Annotated in this window: 17 protein-coding genes; 13 read left to right on the top strand and 4 right to left on the bottom strand. The window is 34.3% G+C overall.

Annotated features, from left to right (window positions below; translation table 11 throughout):
- Positions 1-10 precede the first annotated feature (10 nt).
- Both MV052_RS06285 and serA read left to right on the top strand, forming a co-directional pair.
- Positions 11-490 carry a hypothetical protein gene (locus MV052_RS06285; protein ID WP_297442052.1) on the top strand — a complete coding sequence of 160 codons (480 nt, stop codon included), beginning with the start codon at positions 11-13 and terminating at the stop codon, positions 488-490.
- A complete protein-coding gene (gene serA, locus MV052_RS06280; protein ID WP_297442050.1) occupies positions 491-2077 on the top strand; it encodes a phosphoglycerate dehydrogenase in 1587 nt (528 codons plus the stop codon).
- A 180-nt stretch (positions 2078-2257) separates the two neighbouring features.
- Here the strand turns inward: serA and MV052_RS06275 are convergent, their stop codons facing one another.
- The 4 genes from MV052_RS06275 to MV052_RS06260 are packed head-to-tail and all read right to left on the bottom strand — an operon-like array spanning position 2258 to position 7724.
- Entirely contained in the window at positions 2258-3973 is a 1716-nt protein-coding gene (locus MV052_RS06275) for an efflux RND transporter permease subunit (protein ID WP_297442048.1), read from the bottom strand.
- Positions 3973-5559 (bottom strand): efflux RND transporter permease subunit, encoded by a 1587-nt coding sequence (locus tag MV052_RS06270; RefSeq protein ID WP_297442046.1) that lies wholly within the window; start codon positions 5557-5559, stop codon positions 3973-3975. Before MV052_RS06270 ends, MV052_RS06275 begins: the two co-directional genes overlap by 1 nt.
- Before the next feature lie 9 nt (positions 5560-5568).
- Entirely contained in the window at positions 5569-6357 is a 789-nt protein-coding gene (locus MV052_RS06265) for an efflux RND transporter periplasmic adaptor subunit (RefSeq protein ID WP_297442044.1), read from the bottom strand.
- Positions 6358-6359: 2 nt separating this feature from the next.
- Positions 6360-7724, bottom strand: a complete 1365-nt coding sequence (locus tag MV052_RS06260; protein WP_297442042.1) for a TolC family protein — start codon at positions 7722-7724, stop codon at positions 6360-6362.
- A 228-nt stretch (positions 7725-7952) separates the two neighbouring features.
- Here MV052_RS06260 and MV052_RS06255 point away from each other — a divergent pair, with 228 nt between their 5' ends.
- The 11 genes from MV052_RS06255 (at position 7953) to MV052_RS06205 (ending at position 21146) form a co-directional block, all read left to right on the top strand.
- Complete coding sequence (locus MV052_RS06255) at positions 7953-8402, top strand: DUF4395 domain-containing protein (protein ID WP_297442040.1); 450 nt, start codon at positions 7953-7955, stop codon at positions 8400-8402.
- A 7-nt stretch (positions 8403-8409) separates the two neighbouring features.
- On the top strand, positions 8410-9702 hold the full coding sequence (locus tag MV052_RS06250) for an APC family permease (RefSeq protein WP_297442037.1): 1293 nt from the start codon (positions 8410-8412) through the stop codon (positions 9700-9702).
- Between the two features lie 34 nt (positions 9703-9736).
- A complete protein-coding gene (locus tag MV052_RS06245; protein ID WP_297442035.1) occupies positions 9737-10984 on the top strand; it encodes a TolC family protein in 1248 nt (415 codons plus the stop codon).
- The gene (locus tag MV052_RS06240; protein ID WP_297442033.1) at positions 10984-12123 is read left to right on the top strand and encodes an efflux RND transporter periplasmic adaptor subunit; all 1140 of its coding nucleotides are present in this window, start codon (positions 10984-10986) and stop codon (positions 12121-12123) included. Before MV052_RS06245 ends, MV052_RS06240 begins: the two co-directional genes overlap by 1 nt.
- Positions 12123-13268: an FtsX-like permease family protein gene (locus MV052_RS06235; RefSeq protein ID WP_297442030.1), complete on the top strand. Its 1146-nt coding sequence runs from the start codon at positions 12123-12125 to the stop codon at positions 13266-13268. Before MV052_RS06240 ends, MV052_RS06235 begins: the two co-directional genes overlap by 1 nt.
- A 1-nt stretch (position 13269) precedes the next feature.
- Entirely contained in the window at positions 13270-13983 is a 714-nt protein-coding gene (locus tag MV052_RS06230; RefSeq protein ID WP_297442028.1) for an ABC transporter ATP-binding protein, read from the top strand.
- Between the two features lie 70 nt (positions 13984-14053).
- Entirely contained in the window at positions 14054-15619 is a 1566-nt protein-coding gene (locus MV052_RS06225) for a sensor domain-containing diguanylate cyclase (protein WP_297442025.1), read from the top strand.
- Between the two features lie 15 nt (positions 15620-15634).
- Entirely contained in the window at positions 15635-17734 is a 2100-nt protein-coding gene (locus MV052_RS06220) for a Tex family protein (protein WP_297442023.1), read from the top strand.
- A complete protein-coding gene (locus MV052_RS06215) occupies positions 17735-20407 on the top strand; it encodes a hypothetical protein (protein WP_297442021.1) in 2673 nt (890 codons plus the stop codon).
- A gap of 3 nt (positions 20408-20410) precedes the next feature.
- Positions 20411-20653 (top strand): hypothetical protein, encoded by a 243-nt coding sequence (locus tag MV052_RS06210; protein ID WP_297442019.1) that lies wholly within the window; start codon positions 20411-20413, stop codon positions 20651-20653.
- Positions 20628-21146: a winged helix-turn-helix domain-containing protein gene (locus tag MV052_RS06205; protein ID WP_297442017.1), complete on the top strand. Its 519-nt coding sequence runs from the start codon at positions 20628-20630 to the stop codon at positions 21144-21146. Before MV052_RS06210 ends, MV052_RS06205 begins: the two co-directional genes overlap by 26 nt.
- Position 21147 lies beyond the last annotated feature (1 nt).

The following is a 21147-nucleotide window of genomic DNA, read 5'->3' as shown; positions in this document are numbered from 1 at the left end:
CTATCTTTAAATGCAAAGTTTTATAAAATGGTTTGCTCCTATAATAGCTATAGGGGTTGCTGTTTTTCTAACTATATTCCTCATCTCAATTAACTCTGCAGATGTTACATTGGATGATGAACCACTGCGTTTAGAAAATACTAACAAGACAATAAAGCCAGAAAAAATTTGGCTAAATCATTTTTCAAAATCCGAAAAATTAGGTTATTTTTATCCTGTAAATGAAATTTATGTCAAAGTAGATTTAAACGAAAAAATAACTAAAACTATTACCTATAAGCTATCTGCTAATATTCAAGATCCGTATCAACTATTTTGTTTAAAAGAAGAATTGAATACGCATAAATTGAAATATTTCTTAAAAAAAGACAAATACGGTATAGATTTACTTATTTATTCACAAAATGTTGATAAATTACAAGACTTAAAAAAAGCGTTAAAAAATTATAAAATCAAGGCTCAAATAGAGCTTTATAAAGAGGAATATTAAATGCAAAAATATACTGTTGTAGTATGTGATCATATTCATGAAGCAGGATTGAAAATGCTTCAAGAAGATGCAAATATAAATTTTATCATGGCGGCTGATGAGCCTAAAGACAAGTTAATAAAAGAGATTATCCCACAAGCTGATGTAGCGATTACACGTAGTTCTACTGATGTAGACTCTTTTTTTATTGAAAATGCTACAAATATGAAAGCAATTGTGCGTGCAGGTGTGGGTGTGGATAATGTAGATATTCCAGGATGTTCTAAAAAAGGTATCATTGTTATGAATGTGCCTACTGCAAATACTATCGCAGCTGTTGAACTTACTCTGACACATATGCTCTCTTGTATGAGAATGTTTCCATATTCTCATGATCATTTAAAAAATCAAAGAATTTGGAAACGTGAAAAATGGTATGGATATGAGCTCAAAGGGAAGAAACTAGGTGTTATTGGTTTTGGTAATATTGGTTCACGTGTAGCTAAACGTGCTAAAGCATTTGAAATGGATATAGTAGCTTATGACCCATATATTAATCCATCTAAAGTAACTGACTTAGATATGACATATACGAAAAATTTTGATGATATTTTATCTTGTGATGTGATTACAATTCATACACCTAAAAATCAAGAAACTATTGGCATTATCAATGAAGAAGAAATTGCTAAAATGAAAGATGGTGTTGTTTTAGTAAACTGTGCTAGAGGTGATTTATATAATGAAGATGCTCTGTATAATGGTCTAAAATCTGGAAAAATTCGTTTTGCTGGTATAGATGTTTTTGGTAAAGAACCAGCGATTAATAATAAACTTCTTGATTTGGATAATATTGTTGTTTCTCCACATCTTGGAGCAAATACTTATGAATCTCAATATAACATCGGTACACAAGCTGCACAAAACGCTATAGCTGCTGCGAAAGGAATTGCATATCCAAATGCGATGAACTTACCTATTGATGAAAGTAAAATTCCTTCTTTTGTAAAACCATTTTTAGAAATGGGACAAAAATTAGGTTTCTTAGAATCACAAATAAACAAGTCTAAAATTATCTCAATTAAAGTTAAAGGTGCTGGTGAAATTGCTAACTATGTTGATTCTCTTGCAACTTTTGTTACTGTTGGTGCTCTAAGTCACAGTAGTGAATCTATTAACTATGTAAATGCAGACTTTGTTGCTAAAGAAAAAGGCATAGAAGTTTTAACTGAAGATTTAGGTGATTCTAAAGTTTATAAAAACTTAATTACTGTAAAAATAACTACCAATGAGGGAACTACATCTGTCTCAGCTACTATTTTTGAAGATGGCTTACAACGTATCGTTTCTATTGATGGTTTCGAGAATGAAGTTGCACTTAAAGGTGACATGATTTTATTTAAGAATAGTGATGTTCCTGGTGTTATTGGGAGTGTTGGTACAATTCTTGCAAAACACAATGTAAATATTTCTGATTTCTCTTTAGCTAGAAATGAGAACAAAGAAGCACTTGCAGTGATTTTAGTTGACAATGCAGTTAACGATACCACTTTAAGTGAATTAGCTGCTCTAGACGCTTGCTTAAGCGTTAAATACGCTCGTATTTAGTTCCTCAACTCTCTTTCTTTTAATTTTTCTTTTACTTTCAAGTTTTGCTTGGAAGTAAAGTCTTTTGGTTTTAATTTTCTTTGATATTATTAATTATTTAAATGTTTTATTTGTATGTAGTAATGTAGGTTAATTCTCATGCATTGCATGAGAATTAATATAGAAGAAAAAGTGAAGTGTTTAGATAGGTTCTTCTATTGAAACAGCTTTTCTTTCTTTAAAGTGAAAATGTTTTTCAAGGTCTGACATATAAAGTAATACAGGTACAATAATTAAAGATGCAACAACTGCTGCAACTGTACCAAATATAAGTGAAACACCAAGTCCACCAAAAACCGCATCACTTGCAAGCAGTGTAGATGCTAACATAATTGCAACAGCAGTTAAAAAGATAGGTTTTGCACGAGTTGCGCTTGCATAAGCAATTGCTTCAGCTTTATGCATACCTTTTTCATGCATTAATGATTTTGTAAAGTCTATAAGCAATAAAGAGTTACGTGAACTAATACCAATAAGAGCAATAAAACCAATAAGGGAAGTCGCTGTTAAGAAGAATGTGTCTGTTGTGAATATATCCATAATCATATGACCTACAATGACTCCTATGATAGAAAGGAATGAACCGAGTAGTATGATTCCACTTAATGTATAACTTTTGTAGTATATAACCATAAGTAAGAAAATTAGAATTAAAGCAGCTATAAACGCAGCTCCAAGATCTCTGAATGTATCCATAGTTACTTTCATCTCTCCATCCCAAACAAGATCATAAGTTTGTCCTGTTTTCTTGTCACGAAGTTGTAAATCAAAAAGACCCGTTTTAAAAACATCATATTCATCTTTAAATGTTTCTATAATTTCTGTTCTTGCATCTAGTAGAGGATACACTTGAGATACCATATCTGTTTCAGCTAGAACATTTGTCATTTGATGTAGGTCTTTACTCATAATCATAGGATTTGATTTTCCTGGAATTATCGTGACCATCTCAGTAACAGGAACCATCATTCCTGATGTATTCATGAGTCTAAGTGCTGATAATTTTACTCTTACAGAGTTTAAATCTTTTTTTGTAAAACGTTTAGAATTTTCTGAAAGAGATAAAAATAGAGGAATTTGATCATCAAATTTATCTGAATTTTTTACGGCAACATTCATACCTTCAAATGCAAGATATAAAATATCATTAAGTTGTTTGATAGTAACACCAGATTTTGCAACTTTTGTACTATTTACTACTATTTCAAAATTGTCATATATCTCATCTTCCATCACGTCGATATCTACAAGACCTTTTGTGTGTTTAAAAACATCTTCAACTTTATAAGCTAGTTTTTTAATGCCTTGTGCATCTTGACCATAAATCTCAGCAACGATTGAGGATAGAGTAGGTGGACCCGCTGGTGGCTCTACAAAAGAGATTTCAGTATCAGGATAAATTTTTTCACAAGCACCCTGAATAATCGGACGAATTCTTTGAACCATAAGATATGAAGGTTCTTCTCTTTCGTGTTTAGCTGTAAGGTTAAGAACAATTTCTGCAACATTTTCAGCATTTTTAAATTGACTTCCTTTGATAAGACCAGCGAAGTCAAGCGGAGATCCCATACCTAAAAAGACCTCAGTATCTACAACATTCTTCTCTTTTGTTACATATGAACTGACACAGTCAGTTACCTTTTTTGTCTGTTCTACTGAACTTCCACTCGCTAAAGTAACATAAATATTGAAAGTATCATTATTTTTCCCTGGAAGCATCTTAGCTTTTACTATTTCAGTGGGTGCTATCAATAAAATTGAACCTATAAAAGCTACAAGTGTAGCAATGAGGATTAGGTTTCTCTTAAATCGACTTTGAACCCCTGTACGTACGAGATTCTCAAATTTATCAAACATTAATGTTCTCCTTTACTATGGTCGGGACGTTTGAGCATTCTTACAGCTAAATAAGGCGTAAATATATAAGCAACAAATAGGGAAGCTATAAGTGCGACAGGAACATTTTCAGGGATTGGTTTCATAAATTGCCCCATCATACCTCCAACAAATGCCATCGGTACCATTGTCATGATAATAGCAAGTGTAGCAATGTTTGTAGGTGCTCCAATCTCATCCGTTGCTTTTACCATTAATTCATCATCAGGAATGTGCGCAGATTCTGCTGAATGGTAGTGTCTGTGAATATTTTCAATAACAATAATTGCAGCATCAACCAAGAGTCCTAGCGAAAGTAAAAATGCAAAAAGTGTAATACGATTGATCGTTTGTCCACTTAAATACGCGACAAAAAGAGTGACAGCTAGAATTGCCGGTACTGTAAATGTAACGATTAAAGATTCTCTCCAACCAAGAACAAAGATAAGTAAAATAGCGATAATCACAATAGAGAGTACCAAGTGCATAACAAGTTCATTTACTGCTTCATTTGCTCTTTCTCCATCATTTCTTGTAATCACATAGCTTACGCCATTTTCAAAGAGGATATCTTTATATTTTTCAAGATTTTTCTTGACTTCTTCAGCAATAATTACTGCATTTGTTCCTTGTAATTTAGAAACAGTTAAAGTAATTTGATTTTGAAATGGCATCATACTTCCATCTTGTTTTCTTTTGCTAATCAATGCTGATTTAAAGTTTTGAATATCATATGAATCTTCAACTTTTGCAACTTGTTTTAAGTATACTGGAGAACCCATATACTGTGCAACTATAATATTTCCAACATCTTTGGCGGTCTCAAGTGCATTTTTAACTCCGACCATAACAATTTGATTGTCTTTAGTACGGTTTTTAATTTCTGGAACATTATAGGCAAGTGATTCAACAGACTTCATAATTTGTCCCATTGAAAGATGGTAACCAGTAAGTTTATTTAAATCTACTTCTATATTGAACTGATGTCTATGCCCACCTTTTAAAGCAGTAACTGCAACATTTGGTAGCCCATTAATATCGTGTTGAATCTCTCGTACTTTGTCATATAACTCTGTTTGAGAAAGTTTACCGTCTGAATAAAAAGCAATACTAACAATAGGTATATCAACATCAATATCAAGAGGTTTAATGATAGGGTTCATAGCACCTTTTGGAAACATATCTGAATTTTGCATGATTTTATCATACACTTTTAGATTAGAAGTTTCTTTTTCTTGACCGATGAAGAATGCTGCGTTTACAATACCAACATTGTCCATAGCCATACCGTAAATATGTTCAACACCTTTTACTTCTTTAAGTTTTCTCTCAAGAGGTTTAACAATGATTTTTTCAACTTCTTTCGCACTCGCTCCAGGCAGCGCAACGATTACAGTTGACCCACTGACGACCATTTGAGGGTTTTCCTCACGTGGCATAACTTCTAAAGCAAGATAGCCTATAAGTAAAAGAGAAATACCTAAGACAATTGTCAAAGGATTTCTAAGAAAAGATTTTGCAAGCTTTCCTGCAATATCTTCTGGAATATAAGATTTGTTATGATTCATATTTATTCCTTAGTCTATAGATACAGTTGCATACATACCTGGATATACAAATCTACTATGTGGTTTAAATGCTATTTTGACTTGAAAAGTATGAGTCATAGGGTTAGAACTAGGGATGATAGCTTTTACTTTTCCGATTTCTTCAAGTTTCAATGATGGAATGTAGATTTTTACTTTTTTACCACGTTTAAGAAGGTGCATATCGCTCTCAGCTATCTCTACTAATACTTTTAAATTACTTAAATCAGAAAGTATATACGCAGGCATACCTGGCATTGCCATTTCACCAACACGTACATTTTTCTTGATAATAACACCATTATTTGGTGCTTTAATATTTAAATATTTATATTGATTTTCAACCTCTTTGAGTCTTTGTTGTGCTTGTTGTACTTGTTTTTTAGAAATTTCAACTAAGTCACGAAGGTTTTTTGCAGCTAGTTCAAGGTTTTCTACTTCATACTTTGAAACCATATCTTTAGCAAGAAGTCTTCTATTTCTATCAAGGTTAAGTTTTATATTTGTATATTGATTTTGATACATTTGTAGTGAAAGTTTTGCTTGAGAAATTCCAAGTTCAACTTGAGATTTCGTAGCATCAATCTCTTTAGAATCAATCTTGTAAAGCATTTGACCTTTTGTGACATAGTCTCCTTCAGCGGCATATGTGTTTGTAACAAATCCCATAAAGCGACTCGTAATCATCTTCTTATTATCAGAAATAACTGTACCCGAAAGAGTAAGTGTCTCCGCCATCAGTGAAGCACCAAGTGCTAGTAATATAAGTAGTTTTTTCATGTTTAGTTTTCTCCGTTTGCTAATTTTTCTAAAGCAAATACTTTTTCAGTACGCTTGTTTTTTGCTTTTTGTAGTTGTAATATTTTTTCTATTTGAGCAGATTGTTTGATGATAACATCACTCATAGAAACAAGTTTCTCTTTATATCTATACTCATAGTTTTCATAGATGGCATTCGCAAGTGCTAACTCTTTTTCAAGAGAAGCTATCTCCTCATCCGCACTTCTAATCTCAGTTCTTATTTTTAAAAGCTTCAGTCTTATACCTTCTTTTGCAAGTTCAACTTGAGAACTCATTTTCAGACGTTCAATTTTTGCTTTTTCTAGTTTTGAGTTATCTATACCACCGTTAAAAAGGTTCCATGTAAGTCTAGCTCCAACAGTATAAGCTTTATGGTCACTTGCATCACCTAAAAAAGTATTATCCGCAGTTGCGATCTCACCAAATGCACCTATAGTTGGATAAAATGCACTCTCAGATGCACCTTGCATAGATTTTTTTATCTCAAGTCCAGTTTGGGCTCTTTGAATATCTAAGTTTGCATTTAAAATATCCTGATCTGTGTAAGTAGGCATCGGAACATCTGCAGTAGGAGTTTGTATCTCTTGTACTTTTTTATTGAGTAAAAAACTTATGTAATGGTAAAGGAGCTCTTCGTTTGATTTCATTTGAACTAAAAGTCTTTCAACATTGCCTTTTTTAGCCTGCACTTCTAAAAGGTCAACTCTTTTAGCATACCCTACCTCTATCATCGTTTTGGTAGTATTTTCTAAAATATTTATGTTTTCTAAAATCGTGTCTAAGTTTGCAATAGATGACTGAAGTAAAGCCATATCATAATAACTTTTTTTCAGTTGGTATACTTTTTCATTCTCAACTTTAGCTTTTTCAAGTGTTTTGAGTTTATGTACTTCTTTCATAATGTCTGTATAACTAGATATTGCGAAACCTGCAAAAAGAGGCACCTCATATCTAAGTTTACTTTGAAAGAAGTTTCTATCATCTGGATAGTTAAGTGTATTAGGTGGTGTAGTTAAGTATGCTGGATCTGTTTGTGCAGGCATTGATGGGTCACCAAAACCAAAATCTCCAAAAGTAGCTTCACGTGAAGTGAGTTTAAAACCAAAAACATTTCCTGCATCGTTTGAACGCGCTATATCTTGTTGGAATGTTAATTTACCCCAGTTCATACCTGAAGCAGAACCTTCACTTTCTTTTGCTGCATCTATATCATACTGTGCTGCTTTTATTTCCAAGTTTTGCGCCTTTAGCGTCTGGAGCGCATCACTTAAAGAGAGTGCCTCTGCATGTATCTGCGAAGCACTAACCAAGAGGGCAAAGGAAAATATACTAACTGTTTTTTTCATACTGTTGTTATCCTTTTTTGAGAAAGTTGTAATACCTAATTATAACATATAATTTTTAGACATATATTGCATATTAATCACATTTGAAATTTTAATCTGCAAAAAAAAGAAGAACAAGAGCGACAAATGCCTTTGTAGATTTTCAGTATAAGAAAATAATATAGTTGTACTTTAAGTTTATATGACTATTATTTGATTTTTAATTTATAATTTTAAAGGTTAATAACTATGTCTAACGCTTGTCCATTGAATTTTATTAAAGTTGATTCTAGTGTCTCCCGCTTAAATTCACTTTTTGTCTCTTTGCTCGTGCTTTCTTATCTTTATACAAATAATGTTTATATTCTTATTTTTTTGTCCTTTGATTTTGTTTTAAAGCTTTTTATCAATGTTGAAATTTCACCTATCATGAGGTTGGCAGAGTCTATAAAATCAACTTTTAAGATTAAAGACAAATATACAGACGGTGGAGCTAAAAAACTAGCGGGATATTTTGGTCTCTTTTTTGTTGTTTCTTTACTCATTACACATTTTATTCATAGCTGGATGTTGACCTTTGGCATCGCTATTGTATTTTTAACATGTTCACTTTTGGATGTCTTTTTTAACTACTGCATCGGTTGTAAGATTTACTTTATTATCAAAAAAATATATCCAAATTTTATGAACAACCTCTAGAAATCAAATGAAAACTATAGGTTTATTTGGAGCTATTTCCATAGGTATTGGTGGTATGGTTGGTGGTGGAATTTTTGCTGTTTTAGGAGAAGCTGTTTCTCTAGCTCATGGTGCTACTGCTGTTGCTTTTGCTATTGCTGGAGTTGTAGCACTTATGACTGCATACTCTTATGCCAAACTCTCCGTAAGGTACAAGAGCCAAGGTGGTACAGTGACCTTTGTCGATAGAGCTTTTGGGGATAATGTATTATCTGGTTCTCTAAATCTTATGCTATGGCTTAGTTACCTTATAACGATTTCTTTGTATGCAACTGCCTTCGCCTCTTATGGAAAAACATTTTTTTCACACACTTCTGTACTATTAGAACATACTCTTATTAGTTTTGCCATTATATTGCCGGCGATTATAAATCTTGTAAGTGCTTCTTTTGTGAGTAAATCAGAAAGCATTATAGTAGCGACAAAAGTTTCTATATTAGTTTTGGTTATAGTTGTTGGAGCTTTTTATATAGAGCCGCATCGAATGTCTCCAAGCAACTGGAGCTCACCTCTGTCTATTGTTGTGGCAGGTATGATTATTTTTGTAGCTTATGAAGGTTTTGAGTTGATTGCAAACTCTGCAGAAGATATTAAGGATGCAGATAAAAATCTTCCTCGTGCTTTTTATGCTTCGGTTATTATTGTTATTGTTTTATATATTTTGATAGCTATGGTGACAGTTGGTAATGTGCCTGAAGAACAACTTATGAAAGCAAAAGATTATGCACTTGCAATTGCGGTAGAACCATCACTTGGAGATAAAGGTTTTTTTCTTGTTGCAGCAGCAGCTCTTTTGTCAACTTTTTCTGCGATAAATGCGACTATCTATGGAAATGCAAGACTTGGATATATCATTGCAAAAGATGGAAAACTTCCAAAAATGTTGATGAAATATAAGAAAGATGTTCCATTTTCAGGTGTTTTATATACAGCATTTTTTAGTCTTATCTTGGCAAATAGTATAGACCTTACAGAAATTGCCATCATCGGAAGTGCAGGCTTTTTACTTATATTTTTACTTGTAAATATAAGTGCTTATAGATTAAGAAAAGAGATTAAGGCAAATCCTATTATCTTGATTATTTCATCAACATTTAGTTTTATAGCACTTGCTGTATTGTTATTTCATACTTATAGTTCAAATCCAAGAGCCATAATGATTTTTATGGCTTTTATAATTATTTCTCTTTTATTTGAACTTATATATGGAAGATACATACGAGGACAATTTTTTAGTAGAGATTACAAGGATGTTTCTTAACATTGCGTTAATACCACAAGAGTATACTCTTAGTATGAAAAAAATATTTTATATAAATCTACTTTTTGCTCTTGGACTAAATGCACAAGTTTTATCCTTGCAAGAGAGTATAAACAAAACACTCTCCAATCACCCTGACATTAAAACTTTTGCTTTAAAAGTGACGCAATCGCGTACAGGCTACACATCAGCTCGGGCGGATTATCTGCCACAGGTAAATCTTTCAGCAGAATATGACCCGATAAAAACCTATGTTTTTCCTTTTAACGGTCAATTTAAAACAGTGGATGACGACGGTTGGAATGCAGGTGTAAATCTCAAACAAAAGATTTGGGATTTTTCAAAAACGACTACAAAAATGGATGCTGCAAAAGTAGAGCAAAAGATAGCAGAACTCTCTTTGCAAGACATAAAAGCGCTTATGGCTTCAAAGGTAAAAAGCCTTTATTCTTTGATGGTTGTTCAAGCAGATGCTATAAAGGTGAGAGAGCAAGATTTACTCTCAAAAGAAGCCTATTATGCTCAGGCAAAAGCTTTGTTTGAACAAGGCTTAAAAACTGAAGCAGATACAAGTCGTTTTTTATCTTCTGTTTATCTAGCAAAAGACAATCTCGCCATTGCCAACTCTTCGTATGAAAAAGCAAAAAATTCACTCTCTCTTTATATGGGTGAAAAGATTGCAGATGATGTGACACTTGATGCTAGTGTACTCAAAAAAGAGTTTAATATCGATGCTCAAAATACACAGAAGATTATTGCATCCAATAAAGAACTTAAAATTTATGAAGAAAATATAGATAAAAACATCTTACTGCATAAATCCGCCAAAGCCTCACATTATGGTTCACTCGACCTTGTTGCATCGTATAACCGCATAGGCTCTTTAAATGAATATGATTCAAAGATAGTCGGTGTTGTTTTAAATATTCCACTCTATAGTGGTGGAAGGATAAGTGCCGAGGCACAAAATGTACAAATAGGTACGCAAATATCAAATGAGCAAAAAGCCTCAAAACTTTTAAATCTCAAAGAAGAGATAAGTAATCTTTTACTTGATATAAAAAGGTATGAGAAAACGATACAGGCAAAAAAAGCACAACTAGAAGCTGCAAGAAGTACACAAAAAGTGCTTGAGGGTAGATATAAAGAAGGCTTGGCAACATATATCGAAGTGCTTGATGCTACAGCCTTGGTTTTAAGTGCAAAGCTTGGTCTTTTAGAAGCTTATTATTCTCGTGCATTAAGTATTGATAGAATCGATTATTTACAAGGAAAAATATAATGAAAAATAGTATAAAATATCTAGCTTTAGCAGGTGTAGTTTTACTTGGAGGAGTGATATTTTACAATAAAGTGTACATTCCAAAAAGTACCTATACTAAAGTAAACGCAGTAGAGGGTGATATCAACAGTTCTGTATTTGGTATTGGTAATGTGGGAGCGAAAAATATTTATACCATCATGGCGCAAACAGGCGGAAGAATTTTAGAGATAAAAACAGACGAGGGCAAATGGGTAAAAAAAGGTGACTTACTTGTGCTCATGGACCCAGTAGATTTACCACAACTCTTAGAAGAGTCCAAAATTTCAGTCCAAAAAGCAGAGTCTGAAGTTGTTGCTTCACAAAAAGAACTACGCTCTTTGGTCGCGCAAAAAAATCTCGCTTTGGTCACTTATAAGCGCTATGAAAAACTGAAAAAACAATCTTTTGCTTCTCAGTCAGAATATGATAAAGCAAAAGCTGATTTAGACTCTATTGCAGCTCAGATTGAAGCAACAAAAGCACATATTGATTCTGCAAAAACAGAAGTACTGCGTGCAAGTAAGGCAGTAAAAGCCTTACAAGTTAAACTCTCTCGTTATAAGATTTATGCACCAGTAGATGGGTATGTCATAGCAAAGGATGCAGCGATATCACAAAGTGTTGCTCAAACGCAGTCAATTTTAAAGATCGTGAGTCCTAAAGAAGTTTGGGTGAAAGCTTACATAGATGAGCGTATCAGTGGTGCTGTAAAAGTAGGGCAAAAAGCAAACATCACGCTTCGTTCACAAGCAGATAAGAGGTTTGAGGGTTATGTAAAACGTATCGTTGCACAGAGTGATGCAGTGACACAAGAAAGAGAAGTTGACATCGCTTTTGATAACCTTCCTATTCCTTTTTATATTAATGAACAAGCTGAGGTGAGTATTGCAGTACAAGAGTTGCACAAAGTTGTTAAAATTCCTTCAAAACTTATTGTTTACAAAGACGCAAAAGCTGGTGTTTGGGTGGATGAAAATATGCAGGCACACTTTGTAGCTGTAGAAATTCTTGCTATTGCAGATGATATGACAGCTGTTGCAGGCATAGATGCAAAGTCAGTTATTCTTACTCCATCCAAAAGTAAAAAACCTCTTTATGAGGGAGCGAAAATATACTAATGATAAATTTAGCACAAAAAGAGATAGCGCATACTTTTGGTAAGTTTATGGTGACTTCCATGGGTGTGGGAATGCTTCTTGGCATAGTTCTTATCATGATGGGTGTCTATCGTGGGATGATTATCGATGCGCAAGTTTTACTTGATGATTTAGATGTGGATTTTTGGATTGTTCAAGAAAATACACTTGGACCATTTGCAGAAGCTTCACGTCTGCATGAGGATCTTAAAGATAGTATCAAAGTTATCCAAGGCATTGACAAATCTGAAGGAATTACCTTTCAAAACTTACAACTCCCATCAAAAGAGGGTGCTGTACGTGTCTATGCTGTAGGATATAATCCTTTTGGCGAGATAAACCCAATAAATCCAAGTAGGATAGTCAAAGGAAGAGGGCTTAAACGCGGTCATTATGAGATCGTTGTAACGGATAAGACAGGATTTAAGCTCGGTGAGAAAATCAAGCTTGGAAGAAATGAGTTTAGTGTTGTGGGCATTACGCATGGAACTGTATCTTCTGGCGGAGATTCTTTAGTCTATATCTCTTTAAAAGATGCACAAGAGTTACAGTTTTTATACTCAAATGCACGCATACGAAATGATAGAGACAGAGGCATAGTTGGTGTAAATTCACACATGCTAAACGCAGTAATAGCAACAAAAAAGAGTGGCTATGATGTCGATAAAGTGGCTGAGGATATTAGAAGGTTTAAGCATAAAAGTGTTTATACCGGTGCCCAAGAAAAAGTGATCTTAACACAGAACCTAATAAAAAAAGCATCAAAACAGATAGGTATGTTTACAGTCATCTTAGTGATAGTTTCTACCATTATTATTGCTTTGATTATCTACACTATGACACTTGAAAAGATGAAAGAGATAGCCATTATGAAACTTATAGGTATTCCAAATTCTATCATTATCAAAATGATAGTTCAAGAAACATTGCTTATGGGTGTTCTTGCTTTTATCTTTGGAAATATCTTTGCTCATTTGATATATGGCAAGTTTCCAAAAAGAGTTGTCCTTGAAGCACCAGATGCTTTTGTACTTTTTGGCGTAGTAGTTGTCGCTTCTATCTTAGCTTCGATAGTCGGTGTGAAAAAGGTAATCAATGCAGACCCAGCCCAAGCGATAGGTGGATGATATGAGTACGCAAGCGATAAAAGTAGAAAATCTTGTCAAAAACTTTGGCAAAGGAAGTTCTTTAGTTGAGGTAATAGATGGTGCCTCTTTTGAAGTTAACAAAGGTGAACTTGTTGCCCTCGTAGCCCCTAGTGGAGCTGGAAAAACAACACTACTTATGATGATAGGCTGTGTAGAAGAGCCTACAAGTGGTACTATTTGGCTTGGTGATGAAAAAGTATATGAAAACAAATGGCTTACAAAAGAGACAAGAAAAATACGAAGAGAAAAGATAGGCTTTATTTTTCAAGCGCATTATCTTATTCCTTTTTTAAATATTTTAGAAAATGTTACTTTAGTCCCACAAACAAACGGCATTAGTAAAAAAGAGAGTGAAGAGTTTGCGATGGAACTTTTGGAGTATTTTGAGATACAAGATAAAGCACAAGCAATGCCCTCAGCACTTTCTGGCGGACAAAATCAACGTGCTGCAATTGCGCGGGCTTTAGCCAATAAACCAAAGATAATTTTAGCCGATGAACCAACAGCAGCACTGGATTCAAAACGTTCTGTGGATGTTGTAAAAATGCTCAAAAAAGTTGCACTAGAACAAGATGTAGCCGTTATCATGGTTACACATGATGAAGCAATGTTACCTCTTTGTGACAGGATTTTAAAGATTGAGGATAAAAAAGTAATCTCGGTGGAGGTTGCAAAAGAGGCACAAATCCTGTAAAAATGCAATATTTAATTTTTTGCTAAAAACTCTATGATATACTTGAACTATGTAAGTAATAGGGGATTTTGTGAAATTAAGATATGTATTGGTCTTAGTATTTGTGGGTATTGTCTTAAACGCAGTTGTATTTTTATTTGTAAATAGGATGCAAATGCAAGAGATGTATCAAACTGCAAAAAGTATAAAGACTACTTTAGATGCCAAACTGAGCAATGCAGTAAACTCAGTCGAATACCTTCACTTAGTCGCAAAAAAACAGCTTGAACAAAGAAACAAACTTGAGCTATATTACACGCCACTTATTCAAAAAAGCAGTGATGGCAAATATTTTGCCTTAGATAAAAAGATTTGTAATAATACTCCATCAGATAAGGGAGTCAATTTATTAGGAAGTGCTTTAGTTTTAAATGAAAAAGATACCCTTCATGAGATGGAGGCAGCATTACAACTTTGTGATTATATGAAACTTATTTATAATGAACATAAAAACTTTGCTTGGATTTATTACTTTTCTAAAAAGAATTTTACTGTTTTATATCCTTTTATCTCTGCAAAAGATTTTCAATACAACATAAATTTACGAGAGATGCCTTTTTTTCAATATGCAACACCAAAGAATAATCCAAAAAGAAAACTTTTCTTTACACCTCTATATAAAGATGCTATTGGAAAAGGTTTGATGCTCACTATCGGTAAGCCACTCTATGATGGCAGGGAGTTTTTAGGGACTATTAATCTGGATGTGACGCTGAATCATGTAGATACTTTACTTTCAAACTTAGACAATCTACACTATAAAAGTGTTCTTTATAATGAAGAGCATGAAGTCTTAGGAAGTAGTAAGCTTATAACTGATTTTGAACGTACAAAAATTTATAAAATTGATGATTATCTTTCAAAAGAGCTACTAGGAGCAAGGAATACTTTTACAAACATAAAATATCTTGATGGCAAATATGTATATATGAAAACGATCAAAAACACGCCTATACATTTTGTTTATTTTATTGATGCTTATACTATTTGGTTTAAGTCATTTGTTTTGATTTTGCCACTCTTTGTTTCACTACTGCTCATCGCATTGCTTTTACTTTTGTATCGTCGCGTAAAGTATCATTCTCTTGTGTTAAAAGAGCAGTCTATTCGAGACTATATGACGGGCGCTTATAACAGAAGATACTTTTTTGATGTGGCTGAAAAGATTTTTTTAAAATCAAAAAGAAAAGATGCATCAGTGGCTATTGTAATGACAGATATTGATGACTTTAAACATGTTAATGACACTTATGGACACAGTGCAGGTGATAAAGCTATCATACAAATGAAAGAGATATTTGAGAAAAATTTACGTGAGTCTGATTTGTATGCCAGATTTGGTGGCGAAGAATTTTGTATTATTTTAGATGATATTTCTAAAAAAGATGTAGAAAAACTGATGGAAAAAATCAGAAAAGAGTTTGAGGTCAATGTCATTGTTGCAGGGTATCATAGATTTAGTTATACCGTCTCGTTTGGTATCGCGTATGGCATGCTTGACTCTTTGGAAAATATGATTTCACTTGCTGATAAAGCACTCTACAAATCAAAAGAAAAAGGAAAAAATATTGTCACAACTTATGAAACTTACTCCTAGTAGCTACCAAAAATAATGCAAGATTTAGTACAACTCATACAAGCAAAAACAGGCATAAAACCTCAATATATTAAAAATATTTTACAACTTATAAAAGAGGGTGCAACAATCCCTTTTATAGCACGATATAGAAAAGAGATGACGGGTGGAGCGAGTGATGAACTGCTTCGTGAGTTTGAGCTCGTTTATCTAAACGCAGTAAAGCTTTTGGAGAGAAAAGAAGAGGTTATACGTCTTATCGGTGAGCGTGCAAACTTAACTTCTGAGCTGCGTTTGAGTATTGAAAAAGCACAAACACTTCGAGAAGTAGAAGACATCTATCGACCGTACAAAGAGAAAAAAAGCTCTCGTGCTATGGTGGCTATCAAAAACGGTTTGACTCCCCTAGCAAATAGCCTACAGAGTTGTAGGCTCACAACTGCTGCATTGAAAGAAGAAGCAAAAAGCTTTGTTAAAGGCGATGTTGATTCAGTAGATAAAGCTCTACAAGGCGCACAGGATATCTTAGCAGAACGCTACGCAGATAATCCAAAAGAGCGTGAAGCCTTACGAAATAACATGCTTCGTTTTGGCTCTCTAGAGATAAAAAAAGGCAAAAAGTTTGATGCCAATGGTGTGTATAAAAACTTTGCAGATAAAAGTGAAAAAGTTGCTTACATCCCTTCACATAGATACCTCGCACTTATGCGTGGTGTCAAAGAAAAGGAGCTTAGTGTTAAGATAGCTATTGATCTTGGGCGTATAGAAGAGAACATCAAAACTTATAAGATAAAGCCAAACGCAGCAAGTTCAAAAGAACTCCTTTTAAGTGCGTATAAAGATGGACTTAAACGCCTTTTACTTCCCTCCTTAGAGCGTGAAGTGCACTCCATACTCAAAGAAAAAGCTGATGTGGCTGCCATCGGTGTTTTTGGTAAAAATCTTGTTCAGTTGTTGATGACACCACCAGTGACTAAGCGTGTGCTTCTTGGTGTTGACCCTGCCTTTGTCAGTGGATGTAAGCTTGCTGTGATAGATGAAAATAGCAACTATCTTGAATCTGCCGTAATTTATCCGACCAAACCAAAAGCAGAGTATGAAAACTCAAAAAAGAAGATTTTGGAATTGCTAAAGAGATACGACATCCGAGGTGTTGCCATAGGAAATGGAACAGGTTCTCGTGAGACACAGGAATTTTTTGCACGTTTAAACGAAGAAGAGGGCATAAACCTAGAGTACACTGTGGTCTCAGAAGCAGGGGCTTCGGTCTATTCAGCTTCTAAGCTTGCACAAGAAGAGTACCCTGAGCTTGATGTTACCATTCGAGGCGCTATCTCTATCGTACAAAGATTACGCGATCCGATGGCTACTTTAGTCAAAATTGACCCGAAATCTTTAGGTATAGGACAGTATCAGCATGATGTTGACCAAAAACTCTTAGCAAAACGACTTGATGATGTCACAAGTGACCTTGTTAATAGAGTTGGCGTAGATGTCAGCTCTGCTTCGGCTACGCTACTTGCTCACATAGCAGGTATCGGGGATAAAATCGCTAAAAATATTGTCGCATATAGAGATGAAAATGGAAACTTTACAACAAAGAGTGAACTTTTAAAAGTAAAAGGTTTGGGTAAAAAAGCTTACGAACAAGCTGCTGGATTTATCCGAATAAAAGAGGGCAAAAATCCTTTTGATAACACTGGAGTTCATCCTGAGAGTTATGATGTTGCAAAAAAGATTACTGCGTTTGCGCTTGAAGAGATAGATATAAAAACAAAAGCAAAAGAGTTAGGTGTAGGTGAGTTGACTTTACGTGACATTATAAAAGAGCTACAAAAACCGGGCTTTGATCCACGAGAAGAGTTACCGAGTATTCCTTTTTCTAAAGAGCTTCGTGATATAGCTATGTTAAGAGAAGGTAGTTTTGTGAGTGGCGTTGTAAGAAACATTGCTGATTTTGGTGCTTTTGTAGATATTGGGCTGAAAAATGACGGTATGATTCATATATCAAAAATGAGTCAAAAACGCATACAGCATCCTCTTGAAGTTCTCTGTATCAATCAATATCTCCCTAAGATAGAGGTCATCGGCATTGACACACAAAAAGGGAAAATCTCTTTGAGTTTGGTGCTTTAGATGAAAAAGGCTCTTTTGTTTGGGGCGCTTCTTTTTAGTGGACTCAAAGCAGGAGATATAGTTGTATCGCATGATGATGCCTACTTTAAAGCTGAGGTAAGAAATACGCAGTTGATTTTTACAAAAAGCAATCTTCCTTTTGCTCAAGATGCCGCAAAGATAGAAACTCTACTGCAGCCCCAATATGAAAAGAGTTTTGCCTACACAATGGATGAAAAACTCTATGTTGGTTTGATTTCAGATAAAAATCAAATAGCCAATGGTTTCTCAACTCAATACCCTTATAATGAGCAGATAAACTATATCGGTGGGGCTTTGGATGCGGACTATTTTAGTAGTACATCTTGGCTTTATACCCTACTGTATCATGAAACTGCACACAATTATCAACTCAATGCAAAAGATAATCCTATCTCATCTACTCTGCACACACTTTTTAAAAATGGTTTTGTTATGATTCCTTGGTTTACCTTGCCTAACATTGTGGAGAGTTCTTTTTTTCTTGAGGGAAACGCAGTGCTTAATGAATCTTTGCATGGCAATGGAGGAAGACTCTACAGTGGGCGTTTTTACGCACAAACGCTGATGCAGGCAAAAGCACATAAGCTCAAACCTGAACTTGTTTATAATAATAATCTCAACTTTTTATATGGTTCACATTTTTATACACTTGGTGGCTATTTTGAGTATTTTTTAGCACAAAAATATGGTCTGAAAAAGACAAATGCTTACTGGAAAAAACATTCACAAGATTGGTTTTTTCCATTTTTGACAAATGCGACATTTAGAAGTGTTTTCTCAAAAGATTTTGAAACACTGATAGAAGAGTGGAGTGCAGAGCTTGCTCATAAAGCACAAAAAATGCACCAAGCAAAAGGAAAAGAGATAGCCTCTTCACAATTTTTTTCTCCTTTAAATGATGATGATAATGAGATATTTTTCATCATCAATGAAACAGGACGTACCCGTCCAAAACTACTGCGTTTAGATAAAAAAACCACTATGCTAAACGCAGTAAGTAAAAGCTTTATCTCAGGGAAAGTGATAAAGAGTGCAGACAATGAGTACACAACACAAGGCTCAAACTATGTCAATCCTTGGCGTATTTCTATCGGGCTTTTTGATGAAAATGCACATATTGTACAAGAGAGTGCTTCTAAAGTTGTGCAGGGGTATTTGTCTGATGGACGAACCGTTTACTTTGATGTTTCATCATCATTATCTGAGCCACAGTTATATGTTGGCAATGCATTGTATGCGCAGGTAAACTCGTCTGTTTATGTAAAGGGTGAAGATATTTACTACTTTAAACAAAAAAACAAAACACGAACACTTTTTAAAAATAAAACAGCACTTTTTAGTCTAAAATCTTACTACTCTCATGTAGTTGGTGTGGATGAGAAGGGAGGTGTTTACTTTATAGCAAATTCTCAGTATGGTTCAAGTTTGTACCGATATAAAGCAGATGAGATTGCACGAATGAGTGAGGCTGATAATATCATAGATGCAAGAGTCCTAAACGCAGCAACTGCACTTGTCGCAACAGTGCAAAGTGACAAATATGCCTATAAAATTCTAAAGCTAAACGCAGTAAAAGAGCAACCTTATGAAGTGAAGCTTAGTGTGAAAAAGAAGATGCAAACAGAGCAAAATGTAAGTGTAGAAGTAAACTTAGAACATCCCTATAGTTCTGTTTTAGATATGCACTATAGTGGGGCTAATGTTTCACTTGGTAATGATGCAAAGGCTGGATTTCTTTTTGATCTTAGTCTTAATTTTACTGATCCTTTAGCACAGAATGCTTTGAGTCTGTATGCGAGTCGTAACATTGATAGGTATCTTCTTGCAGGAGTGAGTTACACAAATACGCAGTACTTTATTAACTATTTTCTCTCTTCGTATGCAGTTTTGCAAGGTCAAGAAAATCTAAACGCAGTAGATGAAAATAGAGACTATGGTATCACAGCAAATGCTGCGTTTAACTTTTATAGAGCTGGGTATCTGCGTGGGGATTTGCAGACGAGTTATTATGAAGATTATCAATCAAAAAGTAGAAAACCACTCTCCGTAGAACTCTCACTGAGTAAAAGAGAACAGTTTGGAGTTAGTTTTTATCCAAATCTTTTCCTTCAAGGCGCATTGTATGGTGTAAAAGAAAGAAGCGATAGCATATATGGTGCTAAAGCTGCGTTTAGTAGGGAAATGGCAGATGAGTTGTACGTAGGAGCTAGTGCGCAGTACTCAAAAAGTGATGCGCCAAACGCAGTAAATGAGCGTGGAGTGAAAGTAGTGAAGTATCAAGTACCACAACTCCTCAGTAGTGACCCCTCAAGTATAGCAATGCCGAGTTTAAAATATAGTGCAGTGTATGCTCAGGATGCACTGAGGTATGGCGTGAAACTAAATAAAGTACTTAACTATAGTGCCTATTATTTTACTTTTCCTCTATCTCTTCGACGTGAAGCACTCCATCTTCAATATGATGCTTATAGTTTTGGTAGTTTTATAAATACTACAAAAGTAAAAGTAGATACCTACACTGCTAGTATGACTTTGGATACCTTATGGTTTAACAAGTTGCTTTTGCCTCTTGAAATAAAGTATATATACAGCTCAGATAAGGTGATTGCGCAGGAACACTCTTTTTCATTAAATTTGGGAGTAACATTTTAAATCATGAAAAAAATTGATTATGTATTTGTGATATTTATTTTAGCAGCTCTTTATTTTCTTGCGGGAAAATTAAGTTTAGTGCTGTTACACGGTATAGGGATTGTCAATATTGGCATTTTTGCTTCTGAGGGTATTGCTTTAGCGATGCTGCTGTATTTTGCTAAAAGGATATGGCCGGGGGTTTTTATAGGGCAGTTTGTATTGGCATTTACAAATTATAATGCACCCCAAAATCAAGACCAGTAAATCAAATGCAAAAGAGATAAAAAAAAGAGATAAAGATCAAATCATTTTAGTTACTACTGCGTTTGATGATAAGGAGACACTCATCGATACGATAAACCTAAAAGTAGATGGATTTGTCTCCAAACCACTTGATTTTGATAAACTCCTAGAACTCTTAAAAGATAAAGCAAAAGAGATTGTACAAGAAAAAGAGAGGCAAAATATTGTCAAAATTCAACAAGATTATTATTGGGATAAACAACTAACTGTACTTGTCTATGAGGGAAAAAATATTAGTCTGACGAAAAAAGAGCGAGATCTTCTTTGCTTACTTTTTTCTGCACCTTTTGAAACGGTTTTTACTTATGAGAGAATATTTGAAGTTTTATGGGGTGAGCGTGATCTTATGAAACATGATAGTCTTAAAACTATCATAAAACAGTTGAGAAAAAAACTCCCTTTTAAGACAATTAAAAACATTTTTGCTGTTGGCTACGCTATAGAAAGATTGTAAA

It is taken from the genome of Sulfurimonas sp. (genome assembly GCF_026988655.1).
Lineage (GTDB): Bacteria > Campylobacterota > Campylobacteria > Campylobacterales > Sulfurimonadaceae > Sulfurimonas.
Note: the sequence above shows the minus strand (reverse complement) of the source record. Positions and strands in the feature narration are given on the sequence as shown.